The sequence below is a fragment of the Streptomyces sp. NPDC001832 genome, assembly GCF_040297265.1.
Classification (GTDB): Bacteria; Actinomycetota; Actinomycetes; order Streptomycetales; family Streptomycetaceae; genus Streptomyces.
The window spans coordinates 61,724-76,132 of the sequence record NZ_JBEOYU010000023.1 but is presented as its reverse complement, the minus strand read 5'-3'; the positions used below and the strand labels follow the sequence as shown (position 1 = coordinate 76,132).

At 68.0% G+C, this 14,409-nt stretch carries 12 protein-coding genes; 6 read left to right on the top strand and 6 right to left on the bottom strand.

All coding sequences use genetic code 11. The annotated features are described in order from the left end of the window. Window positions 1-3: 3 nt before the first annotated feature. Entirely contained in the window at window positions 4-363 is a 360-nt protein-coding gene (locus tag ABT115_RS19290; RefSeq protein WP_351791025.1) for a WXG100 family type VII secretion target, read from the bottom strand. An 80-nt stretch (window positions 364-443) separates the two neighbouring features. Beyond that, complete coding sequence (locus ABT115_RS19285) at window positions 444-1,697, bottom strand: S8 family serine peptidase (protein ID WP_351791023.1); 1,254 nt, start codon at window positions 1,695-1,697, stop codon at window positions 444-446. Window positions 1,698-2,888: 1,191 nt separating this feature from the next. Here ABT115_RS19285 and ABT115_RS19280 point away from each other — a divergent pair. After that, on the top strand, window positions 2,889-3,293 hold the full coding sequence (locus ABT115_RS19280; protein ID WP_351791020.1) for a hypothetical protein: 405 nt from the start codon (window positions 2,889-2,891) through the stop codon (window positions 3,291-3,293). Window positions 3,294-3,472: 179 nt separating this feature from the next. On the opposite strand, the gene ABT115_RS19275 is transcribed toward ABT115_RS19280, so the two are convergent. The 3 genes from ABT115_RS19275 to eccB form a co-directional block, all read right to left on the bottom strand. Further along, window positions 3,473-3,916 carry a DUF2563 family protein gene (locus ABT115_RS19275; protein ID WP_351791017.1) on the bottom strand — a complete coding sequence of 148 codons (444 nt, stop codon included), beginning with the start codon at window positions 3,914-3,916 and terminating at the stop codon, window positions 3,473-3,475. Between the two features lie 189 nt (window positions 3,917-4,105). Then, entirely contained in the window at window positions 4,106-5,365 is a 1,260-nt protein-coding gene (gene mycP, locus ABT115_RS19270) for a type VII secretion-associated serine protease mycosin (RefSeq protein ID WP_351791015.1), read from the bottom strand. Between the two features lie 11 nt (window positions 5,366-5,376). After that, a complete protein-coding gene (eccB, locus tag ABT115_RS19265) occupies window positions 5,377-6,909 on the bottom strand; it encodes a type VII secretion protein EccB (RefSeq protein WP_351791013.1) in 1,533 nt (510 codons plus the stop codon). A 183-nt stretch (window positions 6,910-7,092) separates the two neighbouring features. On the opposite strand from eccB, the gene eccE reads away from it, so the two are divergent. Continuing rightward, window positions 7,093-8,433, top strand: a complete 1,341-nt coding sequence (gene eccE / locus ABT115_RS19260) for a type VII secretion protein EccE (RefSeq protein WP_351791010.1) — start codon at window positions 7,093-7,095, stop codon at window positions 8,431-8,433. Next, window positions 8,430-9,155 (top strand): hypothetical protein, encoded by a 726-nt coding sequence (locus ABT115_RS19255; protein ID WP_351791007.1) that lies wholly within the window; start codon window positions 8,430-8,432, stop codon window positions 9,153-9,155. Before eccE ends, ABT115_RS19255 begins: the two co-directional genes overlap by 4 nt. Window positions 9,156-9,226: 71 nt before the next feature. Here the strand turns inward: ABT115_RS19255 and ABT115_RS19250 are convergent, their stop codons facing one another. Continuing rightward, the gene (locus ABT115_RS19250; RefSeq protein ID WP_351791004.1) at window positions 9,227-10,387 is read right to left on the bottom strand and encodes an RNA-guided endonuclease InsQ/TnpB family protein; all 1,161 of its coding nucleotides are present in this window, start codon (window positions 10,385-10,387) and stop codon (window positions 9,227-9,229) included. A 45-nt stretch (window positions 10,388-10,432) separates the two neighbouring features. Here ABT115_RS19250 and tnpA point away from each other — a divergent pair, with 45 nt between their 5' ends. The 3 genes from tnpA (at window position 10,433) to ABT115_RS19235 (ending at window position 14,346) form a co-directional block, all read left to right on the top strand. Then, window positions 10,433-10,861: an IS200/IS605 family transposase gene (gene tnpA / locus ABT115_RS19245; protein ID WP_351791074.1), complete on the top strand. Its 429-nt coding sequence runs from the start codon at window positions 10,433-10,435 to the stop codon at window positions 10,859-10,861. A gap of 201 nt (window positions 10,862-11,062) precedes the next feature. After that, a complete protein-coding gene (locus tag ABT115_RS19240) occupies window positions 11,063-11,296 on the top strand; it encodes a DUF397 domain-containing protein (protein ID WP_351276327.1) in 234 nt (77 codons plus the stop codon). A 335-nt stretch (window positions 11,297-11,631) separates the two neighbouring features. Continuing rightward, entirely contained in the window at window positions 11,632-14,346 is a 2,715-nt protein-coding gene (locus ABT115_RS19235; protein ID WP_351791001.1) for an SCO5717 family growth-regulating ATPase, read from the top strand. The last annotated feature ends 63 nt before the right edge of the window (window positions 14,347-14,409 follow it).

The window sequence follows — 14,409 nt, the reverse complement described above, 5'->3', positions numbered from 1 at the left end:
GGATCAGAAGTTGTTGAGGTTCGAGGTCCTGGCCTCCACCGTCGCATCACCCGAGTAACCGCTGACGACATCGACACCCTGGAGGGCCTGCTTGACTTCGTCTTCGGTGTTACCTGAAATGGTTCGCGCCGCCTTGATGGCCTCCTGGAAATTGACAAGCCGATTGGCGATGCTGACCATCTTCCGATTGATCTCTTCCTGCTTCGAGTTGAAGGCGCCGGCGCCGATGCCCTTCCAAGCGCCCTCCAGGCTGTCGATCGTCCCCTGTAGCGTCTTCAGCTGGCCCTTCACGGAGTCGAACCGCGTGGAGAGCTCACCCTCCAGCTTGAGGAGAGCGGCATCTGAGAGCTTCTGATCAGCCATGGTTTTTCGGCTTCCTTTCTGGTGCTCTTGTTCGGTCCGGCATCACTCGCCGGTGGTACGGGTGTAGAACGTCGGGCCAGTCAGGCGGCGCGGCGCTTACGGGCCAGCGCGAAGGCTCCGACGCCGAGCACGATTACCGCTGCCGCTCCGCCCAAGACCAGACCCAGTTGACTGTTGTCGTCCTTCTCAGCACTGGAGCCTGTCATGGCGACGTCATCAGGCTTCTCATTCTTTTCGGGCTGTGACGAAGCTGATACTGACGGGGAAGGGGAGGTCGAGGAGCCGGACGTTTTCTCTTTGGTGAGAGGGCTGATGTCCGGGTCGCCGGGGTCTCCCTTGCCCTTCAGGATGTTCATGGAGGGGCGGATCAGGCCGTGGCCGAGGTACTTGCTGAGCGTTCCCTTCTCCCAGTCACGGCTGGCCGTGTCGAAGAGAACGTTGAGGACTTGGTTTGCTGTCCAGTCCGGGTGGGCGGACCACACCAAGGCTGCGGAGGCGGATGCGATGGCGGTTGCTTGGCTGGTGCCATCGCCATCGCAATACCTCTGGAAGGTCTCATCACACCAGTACGGAATGTCACTACCAGGAGCAGCGATATCCACAATGCCGCCGTTTTGGGAGTACTCGGCTACCTTACCGTCGCGGTCAGCCGAGGAGACACCTACGACCTGTGGGTACGCGGCAGGGTACTGATCCCTGTTGCTCGTCTCCGCATTATTTCCCACACCCGCGAAGAACAACTTCCCTTTACTCTGGGCGTACTTCACCGCTTCCCGCTCCTCCCGCCCAGGGAAGTCACTGGCAAACGACATGCTGATGATCTGTGCATCGCTGTCCGCTGCGGCCCGGATAGCATCTTCGGAGTCATGGGCGTTCACCGAATGCCCATTCTGGAACTCTGTATCGGTGATTCGCATCGGGATAATCTTCGTGCCCGGAGCGAGGCCTTGCAGGCCACCACCCTTCCCCGTTCCGGCAATCAACTCAGCCATCGTTGTGCCGTGCCCGTCATAGTCGTCGTACTCATCGCCGTCAGCCCCTGTAGCGTCAAACCCCTTCAGGACCTGCCCCTTCAGAGAAGGCGTGGACGCATTGACGCCGGTGTCGATGACAGCAACCTTGATGCCTTCGCCCGTGGTGACCTTCCACATCTCCTCCGCCTGCATCGCGCTGAGGTACCACTGCTTCGATTGCACGTCCGCGGCCACCGCAGAGGGAGCAGCCCCTGCGAATCCCACGCTCCAGGCAGCGGCGACAACCACCGTACCGAGCAGGCGTCCTCGCAATCCGAGAGGCATGCGGCGCTTCCGGGTCTGGCTCATTCCTTCTGTCATCCTGACTCCCGAACTTCCCTGTACCTACTCGATCACCGGCGGTGCGACTCCACGCCGTCCGGCCTCCCACGTCTCTCTGTCTTCCGTCAGGTAGTCCGGACGAGGCGTGCCCCCGTTCTGGTCCTCGTCATCAGAGTCCCTTCGACCTGCGGGTCCACGTACGAGGCCTGCGCCTCCAGCGGTGAAGCCCTTTGCGCCGCCGGATCCGGCAGCACCACCACGAGGCGTACCCACGACTCCGTTCGAACTGGGAGTGCCTCGTCCACCAGGCCGAGGCGCGCTGCTCGTTCCCCCGGCTCCGATCACTCCCCGTGGGTTGGCACCACCGGCAGAGCCGCGCGTTTGTGCTGCACCTCCGGCTCCGATGGCCGTGCTGCGCGGAACGCCACGGGCTCCCCCCGGGGTAGCACGCTGCGGAGTTCCACCTACGATGCCGCTGGCCCGGCCAGCACGCGGCCCGGAGGTTCCGGATGCACCTGCACGGCCGCCTGCCACGGGCCTTCCGCCAGTCACACCGGACCGGCCGGCAACAGGGGGCTGGCCCCCGCCGCCGCGTCCAGATGTCCCTGAGGCCGAACTCCCGCCCATGGGGGCCGGACGCCCCACCGGGTCTCCGGCGCGGCCATTCGCCGCAGGGCCACGGCCAGTGGAACTGCCGACTCTGGATCCGCTGCCCCCGGGCTGCCCGACTGTCCTGGGCACTCCTGTCGACCCCTGGGACCACCGCGAGCTACCCGTCATCGGGTTCACAAAGCCATTCGCTACGGGCGGAGTCGAGCCTCCACCCGGCCCCGCAGGACTTGTGGCCAAAGGCACAGGGGATGTGCCGGAAGCGGTCACTGGGGCTGGCGGACTAGCAACGCTGTCGATCTCAGTTGATGTGTTCTTGTCCAGGACAGGCGTGGCCGCCCCGAGCACCTCGGCGGAGGAACTACTTCCGGTATTGCCTGAGCTGTGAGCTTCGCCCCTCGCGGAGGGCTCCGATACACCTCGTGTCGTGCTACTACCCGACGTCTCGGATCTTGCTGACGGGTTGCTGGAATCGGGGGGCCTTACGATACGGCCCCGCGGCCGCGGCATCGCAACATCAAGCCGCTTATCAAACCGCGGCGGCTCCTGCGCCGCCAGCCTCTCCTCCGAGACCGAGTAGTACGACGCCAGCCGGTTCGCCTGGTTGATCGCCTCCTGGCGGTGCTTCTCGACCTTCACCGCCGCCGCGTACTCCGGGTTGCCATCGATCCGTTTCGGGGCCTCGATGTCCTCGGGAGACTTGCGATTGACGCGGCTGTCGCGAGGCGGGAGGGAGTTACGCACCGAGGCGAGGCCTGTGCCCGCGACCGTGATCTGAGTGCCGGCTGTCTCCGCGAACTCGCCCAGCTTCCTGGCGTGGGCGACCAAGCCGTTGCCCCAGTCCCGGAAGGCGATGCCGGATTCGCCCTCCCAGTGGACAGCCTTGATGAAGTCGCCCAACTCCTGCGCGGCCTCGTTGATCGCGGTCCTGGCCTTCAGGAGCGCCTCACCTGCGTCCTCGAGGTGCTCGGGGTTGGAGTTCTCGATCAGGTCGATCATCGCGTTGAGCTCGTGCCCCTCGAATGAGGTCCGCCCCGAGGAGCCGGAACCCCGGAAGCCGAACACCTTCAGGGCGCCCTCGAGCTGCCGGTTGACGTCGGTGGCGAGCAACTGGCCCTGGACGCGTACCTGATCCTGCTGCTGCTGTTGCTGCGGAGTCAGTTCCGGCTGAGACTCGGAACCCGGTTCCGGCTTCTTCGGTTCGCTCATTCGGCTGCCCACCCCGAGTCGCTCTGCTTGTCAGCGTTCCGCTCAGGCGTGCCCGTCTTCTCGGCCTGCGCCTTCTCGCGCTCAGCGTCCAAACGCACCTGGATCTCGTAGAACCGCCGCCGCACGTCGTCCTCCACGTTGTCGAATCCCACAGCCGCCGCGTGCACGCCGAGGCTCAGATACTCGATCTGGTCGCCCAGGGACTTCGAGAGCGTGACGAGCGACTCGTGGACGCGGTTGTACTGCGTGTAGAGCCCGTCCGCTTCCGCGAAGCACGCGTTCTGACCGCTCAAGGAGGCGCGCGACACCGTCTGTGCCGCGATGTTCGACTTGCCGGCTGCCGAACCTTCGAATTCCGCCAGCAACGCGTTAACGCGTTTCTGGAACTGCTCGAGGGCGCCTACGCCGCGCTGGAGATCCCCGCTCGTACCGTCGGTCACGATACTGCCCTTCCCCGATTCCCCGTTTACTCAGACCGTCTCGCGTTGCTATCGCACCCGCGTGAACAGGTCTGGCCCCATAACGTCAACTCTAGCCAATGGCACTGACATGACCAACTCACTTGTCCATCAAGTGACTTCTCGGACTGACGTCATCGACGTGTCCGAGCGCCGATCGCCGCCGCAATGTCAGCTACCGCCCATTCGCCCCAGGCGCCCCGACCTCCGTCGCATGTCGCGCAAGGCCACGGCCGCACCCGCTATGGCGGCGACCAGTACGCCCCCGCCCACCACCACGTAGGTCGCCAAGCGGGCGTTGCGTTCGTCCGCTGTCTCGCCCAGCTGGAGGGCGGCCGGGACCGGTGCTTCGCCCTTGCTCACGCCCTCGTTCGCCACCGGGTGTTCGATGGGTTTGTCGTCCTCGGTCAAGGCGCGCACCGGGTCGACGACACCCCAGCCGACCCGGCTGTCGTGGCCCGCGATCGAGCGTTCCGCCGTCTGCTGGATCTGGGCGACGATCTGCTCCTGCGTCCAGTCCTTGTGCTTGGCCTTGATGAGGGCGGCGACTCCCGCGACGTACGGGGCCGAGAAACTGGTGCCGTTGTCGGCGCAGTGTCCGCCGCCGGGGACCGTCGAGATCATGTCGACGCCGGGGGCAGCCACGCCCACGAACTCGCCGGACTGGGAGAAGGCGGCCCGTTCGTTGTTGCGGTCCGACGAGGCCACTGCCAGGACACCGTCGTAGGAGGCCGGGTAGGTCTCCTTGACGTTGCCGCCCAGCCCGTCGTTGCCGGCCGAGGCGACGATCACGATCTCCTTGTCCAGGGCGGCGTCCACCTCCTGTTTCAGGACGGGCGCGGGCTTCACCGCGTTGGCCGTGTCCTGGGAGATGTTGATGATGTCGGCGTCCGCCTCGTTAGCGGCGTAGTGGATGGAAGCGGCAAGCGACTCCGCCGTTCCGTGGCCCTCGGCGTCGTTCTGCTGGATCGGGATGATCGTCGCGTCCGGAGCGAGGCCGGTGAAACCGGTGCCCTTCGCCTCTCGCGCGGCGATGATTCCGGCGACCTTGGTGCCGTGGCCGACCACGTCGGTGGTGCCGTTCTCCTTGCCGCGCTCGATCTTGCTGCCGTTGTCGTCCTTGAGGTCCTTCGGCAGGAAGTTGCGGCCACTGCCGGTATCCACGGCCTTGGTCAGCTGAGGGTTCTTGACGTCGACGCCGGTGTCGATGACCGCCACCCGTACGCCCTTGCCGGTGGACTGCTTCCACAGCTCGTCCAGCAGAACGCGCTGCAATGCCCAGGGGCGGCCCGGGTACTTCTTCGAAGGGAAGGTGCACTGGGTGGAATCGTCCGCGGCCGCGGGCGGTACCGGCAGCGTGACGAAGAGGACGGCGGTGGCGGCCGCGACTGTCAGCAGGCGCCGGGGGCGAGGAGAGGGATACGTCGTCACGTGGTCGCTCCTCACGAACCCTGCGGCTGGCGGGCGGCGCCGGTCGAAAGGCGCGGTCCCGTCGGCAGGAACGTGGACCAGGCAGCCGGAATGGGTGCGGGATCGACGTCCTTGTATCCCAGCCGGTTCTGCGCCTGCTGGGCCTCCTGCTGACGCTGCTCCCTCTCCTCCTTCGTGCCGGATTCACCGATGCCGGAATCGTCCTGGGCGCTGTCGGCGTTGGACTGCATGGCGTAGCGCAGACCGGTGTCGGTCACCAGGAAGAGAGGGCCGGAGTCGGCGTTGGCCCCCTTGAACTGGCGGAAGAGCTGGCCTGATCCGGGGGTGACGTAGGCGCTGCTGGATCCGGTGGGGAGCGTGGCGGGGAAGCTCGTGCCCGCCCAGGTGCTGAGCGTGGTGGTGCCGTCCTTCTCGGCGACGTCGCGCAGGACGTTGCACACGGTGTTGCGGCTTCCCTTCGCCGTACTCGCGGAGTTGACGGGGGCCAACTCGCTCGTGGGCCAGTCCCTCTCCTGCCCGAACGCCTCACCGGGCTCGAACGCTCCGGCGCTGACGTGCTTCACCTTGCCGTCCTGGTCGAGGTTGACCAGGGCGCTGCTGCTGAGCAGGAGTTTGGCGACGAAGTCCGATACCGGGGCGACCCTGCCCGGCAGGACCACGTACTGCTGGGTGCTGGTACCGGAGGGCGCCGCGAGGACCATGCCCACCTTGTTCGCGTCGGGCTGCAGCTTTCCCGGAACACCCGCGTCGGCGCCGGGAGTTCCCTCTATGACCGGGAAGGTGATCTCGTCTCCGGTGTGCAGTGTGGCGAGCCAGGCGGCGGACACCCGCTGGGGGACACGGTTCTCACCGACGAGGGTGCGCAGCAGCAACTCGTCCTTCTGCACCGGGTACGCCTTGCCCGTGGCGTCCACGATGTAGCGGGTCCTGTCCGGTCCGGGCCCCTCGACGTACATCATTTCACCGCCGTGCAGTCGGCCTGTGCCCTCGGTCTTCTTCTGCTCGCGCTCCGCGAAGACGAACGTGGCCTTCTGGATGGCCCTGCCGCCCTCGCCGGGCTGCTCACAGACTGCCCAGCGCTTGTTGGAGCCGGCTTCGGTCTTGTCGGGCAGCCGGTCGGGGGCGTACGGGATGCCGAGGGTGGCGCCGTGCGGGATCTTGCCGCTGTCGAGGACCGACTCGTCGACGTTGATGACCTTGCCCTTGTCCGGGGCGAGGAGGAGTTTGGCGCTGGACATGTTCAGCACCGGGTGGAGCTGCTTTTTGCCGTCGGTCTTCAACACCACGTACCGGGTGGTGGATTTGCTGGCGATGATGACGTTCTCGTAGGGGGTGTCCCATTTCTGGGGAGCCACGGGCTTGAACATCCCCCAGGCTCCGAAGACCGCCAGGACGACGGCACCGACGACCGCCCCGGGCATCACCGCACGCAGGGGGCGCGGCGCACCCTCCTCCGAGCCGGACGGGTTGGGCTGCAGGAACTGTGCGATCAACCTCCGCTTCGCGAAGGTGTAGGCATTGAGTTCGTCCCGCCGTGATGCCATGTGCGCGCTGCCCCTTCTCCCCAGTGGGCGACCAGGTTCCCACACCCGCCGTGAGCCGCTGCCGTCGACTGGGTCCCCTACTATGCCTGTTGGCACTTGGCTCTCACTGCTCGGGTAGGGTGATCGCCCGATCAACGCCCGTGAAAAAAACGGTAAATGGGGACACGAGGGGGCAACGCGGCGATGGGTCCAGCGACGCGCGAGCGTACGAGGCGGTCTACCCACCGATCGCCCGAATCTTCCCGGCGGCAACGCAGCAACGGGTCGGCCGACGCAGCTTCCCGCCCATCGGCGAACGCCCCTGCGGCGACCACTTTGCGCTCGATCTCCCGGATTGGTCGCGTCGGGCCGGCACTGCGTCAGATGGTGCTCGTCGAGGCAGCTCTGGCGGTCGCCCTGGTGGGCGCCGCGCTCGGCGGTCTGTGGCTGGTGCCCGGCGTCGCGGTCGCCTGCCTGCTGATTCTTCTCGCGGTGGTACGTCGCCGGGGCCGGGCCGTTCAGGACTGGCTGTCGACGCTGCTGTTCCTCCGCGATCGCAGGCGGACCGCTGCGGCGCCCCCCGCTGACACGGAGCCGCAACTGGCGCCGGTGGCGGAGAACGTGCCGGGATTCGCTCCGTACATCTATGTGGACCGGGACCGCCGCACGGTGGGCATGCTCGGGGACGGCACGTTTCTGACCGCTGTCGTACGGGTCGAGGCGAGCGGTGAATCGCTTCGCCAGGCGCTGGGGGCGCGGGCGCTTCCGCTGTCCCTCCTGGGCGATGCCCTCACGGTGGACGACATCGTGCTGGAGTCCGCTCAGCTCGTGCAGCAGGTGCGCCCCGCTCCGGCGCCGCATCTGCCGGAACGCTCGGTGGCCCGGCTCTCGTACGCCCCTCTTCAGGACCGGACCGGGGCGCCCGCGCTGCGGATGACCTGGGTGGCGTTGAAGCTGGATCCGGAGCTGTGCCGGGAGGCCGTGGCGGCACGCGGTGGCGGAATCGGAGGAGCTCAGCGCTGTCTGGTGCGGGTCGCGGACCACGTGGCGAGCCGGATCACCGGCGCCGGGTTCCGGGCCGCGGTGCTGGATCAGCAGGAGCTGAACTCCGCCATGGCGACGTCCGCGTGTGCCAGCCCCATCCTGTCGGCGCGCGCCGGGCGCCCGGATGCCGCGCCGCAGCGACGGACGATGGAGACATCTCGGGTCTGGCGCTGCGACGACCGTTGGCACACCACCTACGCGGTGGATCACTGGCCCGAGCTGGGCCGGGGGGCCACTCCGCTCCCGCGGCTCGTCTCGCTGTTGACCTCGGTCCCCGCGTATGCGACGACGTTCAGCCTGACGGTGCGCCGCGGTGCGCACCAGGGCCACATGTCCGTCTGCGGCCATGTACGGATCACCGGTGGCTCCGACACCGAACTCGTCGGGGTGCGAAGGACATTGGAGCAAGCCGCCCGGCATGCGAAGGTCGGCCTGGTACGGCTGGACCGCGAACAGCTGCCGGGTGTCCTGGCGACGCTCCCGCTGGGAGGCGCACAGTGACGAAGCACATCGCTCCGAGGCGGGGGCTGCTCGGCCCGCGTCATGCCGGCCACACCCTGGCGGCGGACCATCTGGGCGCGCTGTCGTTGCCGGTGGGGGACGACGGCGTGATCATCGGCGACGACGCCGAGGGACGCCCGCAGATGATTGGGTTCCACCGACCGGCGCCGTACGACGTCCTGTTGATCGGCGGACTGTGGACCGCGCAGGTGTTGGCACTGCGCGCTGCCGCTACCGGTGCGCGGGTGGCGGTCGAGACGGGGCGCACCCAGGCGTGGACCACGCTGGCACAGTCTGCGGGCGCCGGTCTCGAGTGCATCTCCCTCCATGACGTGGGCCGGGTTCCGCCGACAGGAGCGACCGTGAGCAGCCCGGTGTTGGTGGTGCGTGACTGCGGCATGCGCCCGCCCCGTGGCCGGGTGGTGTCTTCGCCGTGGCAGTCGGTGCTGACGCTGCTGCCCTATCTGAGCCCCGTGGCACCTCGGTTGCTGCGAGCTTCGACGCTCGTGGGCGTTCAGCGGGTCTCGCCGGCCGAGGCGGAGCAGATCGGCAGGATTCTGGGGCTCGCACGGGCCGAGAGCGAGGCCCTGCCCACTCTGGCGGACGGTGTCACGCTCTGGGTGGCGGGCCGCGAGCGCCACTGGGTGATGACCAGTGCCACGGACGTCGAGGCCGGATTGCTGGGTGCTGCTCGCAGGATGGAGTCAACTACTCGACCGTGAACGACCGAGCTTGCTGACCCGGTTCGATACGGCTTTGTTTATGCTCCCGACTGCCCCCTACGACAGGGCGGTCACGGGTCACATCTACCGCTCCCGGCTCGGGCCGGAAGCGGATCGGGCATGTTGACGAATACCCACGCCGAGCGTGCGCGGTTGCGCACGTTGACCCCGGCGACGTGGTCGGCCGGCCCAGCGAGGCCGCACCGGCGACAAGAGAAATGATCACGCGAAGGGCGGTTGTTCTTCGCGGTGTGACCGCAACGCGGGCAGCGCTGCGAGGTGTAAGCCGGGTCCACCTCGATGAACGGCACTCCGGCCCGGCGGGCCTTGTATGCGAGGAATGCGCCGAGTTGGTGGAACGGCCAGGAGGACAGACGGGCCCGCTGGTCGCGAGAAACCGTGACCCGCTCGCGGATACCCCTCAGTTCTTCGAGGGCGATTCCGCGTTCGGTGCGTTGCGCGACGGCAACCGTCTGCTTGGAGATCTTGTGGTTGATGTGGGTGGCGTGCCTCGCCTCGCGGCGAGCACGCTTTTTGAGGAGCTGCTTGGATGAGCGGGTGCGCCTGGCCTGGATCTCGGCCTTCTTGCGGGCCTGCCACCTGCGGTAGCGGCCGAGTCTGCGACCGGAGTGGTTGTCTCCGTCCGAGGTGGTGGCGAGGTTGACGATGCCCCGGTCCACCCCGATGAAGTCCTTCGGTTCGAAAACCTCGGGCTCGGGCATGTCAATGGTGGCGACCAGGAACCACTTGCCGTCCCGCATCACCAGGTCGGATTCGCCCTTACGGTTCCCGGCGAGCTGCTTGAGCGCCTTGAGTGAGCAGGCGAACCTCAGGTCCTTCACCCGGCCCGCGAGGGTCCAGACCGAGACTGTCTGCACGTCGTACTTCCAGGACAGGCACCGGTCGTCGTAGGTGTGCGCCGCATCAGGGCGGAAGACGATCGGCTTCGACTCCGCCTTCCGGCGCCGCTTCGACCCCTCGGACCCGAGGTTCCCGTTGCGGATGTTCGCACGAAGTGTGCTGTAAGCGTCACACACGCGCTTGATGACATGCTGCGCGGCCTGCGCCCCCAGCCCACGGGCCTTGAGCTCGCCGTAACACAGCTTCCGCAGCGGAGTTTCCCTTCCTCTGAGCCCGAAGTGCTCGAACGCCACCGACGACACCCGGTTCGCCGCCTTGTTGACCGCATGCAGGGTCGCCTCAAGAGCCGACGCCTGCACGGCATCCGGCATGAGGCGAACCTGCACAACGAGTTTCACGAGCATGACATCGTGTCTATGTCACCTCGATGGGAACCAAACCCCGATGTTCGCAGGGGTCGTAGCGTCATCCACACCCTCCACGCACATCTGGTCTTTACCCCCAAGTACCGGCGTCACGTCTTCACCGGTGAGATCCTGACCCGCTGCGAGGAGGTGATGCGGGAGGTCTGCGCGAAGGCCAACGCGGAGCTGCGCGAGTTCAACGGCGAGACCGATCACGTCCACCTGCTGGTGCACTACCCGCCCCAGGTCAAGCTCTCCGCCCTCGTCGGCTCACTCAAGGGCGTCTCCGCCCACTACCTGCGCAAGGAATTCCCCGACCACATCCACAAGCACCTGTCGGGCAACCACCTCTGGTCCCCCTCCTACTTCGCCGCCTCCTGCACTGGTGCTCCACCAGCAGCGGTCAAGGAATACATCGACAACCAGAAGCAGCCCGACTGAGCGCGGCCCTCGCCGTGGGAGAATCCCGAGCGATGCGGCGACGCTCCGCGCCGCCCGGCTCAGGATGCAATTCCTCCCGAGCCCTCAAAGGCCGGGGTTCCTCGCAAGAGCACGCTGAATCCTGTCTCGTTTGCACCCCGGACCCGCCGCCGTTCAGGATCATGGCGGGGAACGACACAGTTCGATGGAAGGGACGTACGCATGGGCACCCAGCAGGAAAAGGACGAGCTTTATGCTCTCGACATCTCTGATGTGGAGTGGCTGAGCGCACCCGGTACCGAGAACGTCGAGGAACGAGTCGAGATCGCGCACCTCCCCGGGGGTGCGGTAGCCATGCGTTCCTCGCTGGATCCGGAGACCGTACTGCGGTACACGGAGGCCGAGTGGCGCGCGTTCGTGCTGGGCGCACGGGATGGTGAATTCGACCTCACGTAGGTAACAGTCCGGTGCGAGGGCGGCTGTCCGGACGAGGCCGCCCTCTCGCTACGCCCGGACATGTCCCGGTCTGTGACACACCGTCTGCTTCTTCGTTCACGTTCTGCCGCACCCGGTTCACTTGAGCGTTGTAGTGACCTGAGGGACAGTTACTGCTATGCGGTACGGCCTGCCGCGCTGAACTCGACGGCGATTAGGGTGGGCCAGGGCGCGGCACAGGAGCCTGCGGGCAGGCGCTGCGCGTCGCAAGGGGGAGAGCCGGGCGGATCGCAGAGCGGGAACGGTCGCCCCCACCCACCACGGCACAAGGGTGCTCGACCACACCAGGAGGCAAAGTGAACGGCGATCGGGACGAGATCCGCGGGGGCTGGAACATGCCCGTCGACGAGTCGTCCGACGCGGAGCCCGCCGAGATGACGGGTGAGTTCACCATCGACTACACCCCGCCCGCCTGGTACACGCAGAACGCGCCGGGGGACTCGTCGGGCGGTGCCGGAGCACACCTGGCGCCGCCTCCGCCGCAGGGCATGGCGCCGCTGTCCGTGCCCGCGCCGCCGGCCGGGACCGGTTTCGACCCCAATTGGACTCCGGCACCACCCGCGCCGGCCTCCGCCCCTGCTCCTGCCACCGCTCCGGCTCCTGCTCCGGTTCCAGTTCCTGCTCCGATTCCGGCTCCTTCCGCGGCGGGTGACGCCGCTCCCTCCGCTCCGGAGGGGGCGGGGACTTCCGACGGGATGACGGACCCGTTCGGCGGCGGTGACGTGGAGAGCGGCGCGACCATGCGGTTCTCGCCGGCCGCGCTGAAGCGGGAGATCGCGGAGCGCCAGGAGGCATCGAAGAACACGGAGGGGGACGGCTCGGGTTCGGGTACTGGTCCTGGTTCCGTGGGCACCGGTGCTGACAGTACGGACGAAAGCGAAGCCACCGGTTCCGGCTCCGCCCGGACGGGGGACGCGCCCGCCGAGGAGCCCGACGCCGCTGTTGCCGCGGATTCCGGCGTCGACGCTGCGGCGGCTGATGCCGAGGCACCGGGCGGCGGCACGAGCGATGCCGTCGGCGGACCGGAGGGCTCCGCGCCCTCGGACGCCGTCACGGATGCGGTTCCCCAGGACGTGCCGCCCCCCACCGCACCGCAGGACGCCGCGGCGACCGCCTGGGCCCCGGCGCCGCCGCAGGGCGGTCTGCCGCCGCTGCCGCCCACCTTCCAACCCGCCACGCCGCAGCCCTCCGTGCCCCAGTCGGCGCCGCAGTGGCCCGCTCGGGCCCCGGCCGACCAGGCGCCCGGCGGCTACGGATTCCCGCATGCCGGAGCGCCTCAACCGCCGCAGGCACCACAGCCGCCCCAGGGCGGTTACGGATTCCCGCAGCAGCCCGCTCCCCCCGCACAGCAGGCACCGGTGCAGGGCGGTTACGGATTCCCGCAGCCCCCTCAAGCGCCACAAACACCGGTGCAGGGCGGTTACGGATTCCCGCAACCTCCTCAGACGCCCCAGCAGCCGCAGCAGCAGCCGCAGGCACCCCAGTGGCCCGCGCAGCAGGGCATGCCCCTGCCGCCGCAGGTCCCCCAGGCGTCCCAGCAACCGGTCCAGGGCTCGCCCAATCCGCCCGCGCAGGTCGCCCCGCAGCCGCCCGCGCAGCACCAGCAGCCCGCCTACCCCCAGCCTCCGCAGCAGCAACAACCGCAGGGACAGCCCGTCGACCCGCGCACCGGCGCCGCCTGGCCGACCCCGGTCACCCACGACCAGCGCGAGCGCTCCGTGCCCGGCGCCCCGCTCGGGTACACGGCGGCCGTGGAGCTCTCCTCCGACCGGCTCGTCCGGGGCAAGCAGAAGGCGAAGAGCAGCCGTACGCCATCCAGCGCGGCCCGCTTCAAGCTCGGCGGCAAGAAGGAGGAGGCCGAGCGGCAGCGCAAGCTCGAACTGATCCGTACGCCCGTGCTGTCCTGCTACCGGATCGCGGTCATCAGCCTCAAGGGGGGCGTCGGCAAGACCACGACGACCACTGCCCTCGGCTCGACCCTGGCCACCGAGCGGCAGGACAAGATCCTCGCCATCGACGCCAACCCGGACGCGGGCACGCTCGGCCGCCGGGTGCGCCGGGAGACCGGGGCCACTATCCGTGACCTGGTCCAGGCGATCCCGTACCTCAACTCCTACATGGACATCCGCCGCTTCACCTCGCAGGCGCCCTCCGGCCTGGAGATCATCGCCAACGACGTGGACCCGGCGGTCTCCACGACGTTCAACGACGAGGACTACCGGCGCGCGATCGACGTGCTGGGCAGGCAGTACCCGATCATCCTCACCGACTCGGGCACCGGTCTGCTCTACAGCGCGATGCGCGGAGTGCTGGACCTCGCCGACCAGTTGATCATCATCTCGACGCCGTCGGTCGACGGTGCGTCCAGCGCGTCCACCACTCTGGACTGGCTGTCGGCGCACGGGTACGCGGAGCTCGTACAGCGCTCCATCACCGTCATCTCGGGTGTCCGTGAGACCGGCAAGATGATCAAGGTCGATGACATCGTGCAGCACTTCGAGACGCGCTGCCGCGGCGTGGTCGTCGTACCGTTCGACGAGCATCTGGCGGCCGGTGCGGAGGTCGATCTCGACATGATGCGCCCCAAGACCCGCGAGGCGTACTTCAATCTCTCCGCGATGGTCGCCGAGGACTTCGCGCGCGCCCAGCAGCAGCAGGGCCTCTGGACGTCGAACGGCTCCAACCCGCCCCCGCAGTACGCCCCGCCGATGCCCGGCCAGCAGCAGTACGCCCCGCAGCAGCCGTACCCGGCGCAGCAACAGCCGTACGGCGGGCAGCAGCCCCCGCAGCCGTACCCCCCGCAGCCCGGCCCCGGAGTGCAACAGAACGGCTGGCAGCAGTCGTTGCCCTCCCAGGCCCCGTCCGCGGCGAGCCCGGCCGGACCGCCGCCGCCTCATCAGCAGCAGCCCGGTCAGCCAGGTCAACCCGGTCAGCCGCTCCCGCCCGGACCGCAGGGTCCCGTACCGTCCGCCGGTTGGCCGCAGCAGCCGCCGCCAGCGCCTCAGCAGTAAGGCAACAGAGGTTTACACCAATGAGGGCCCGCACCGTTTCCACGGTGCGGGCCCTCACCGCAT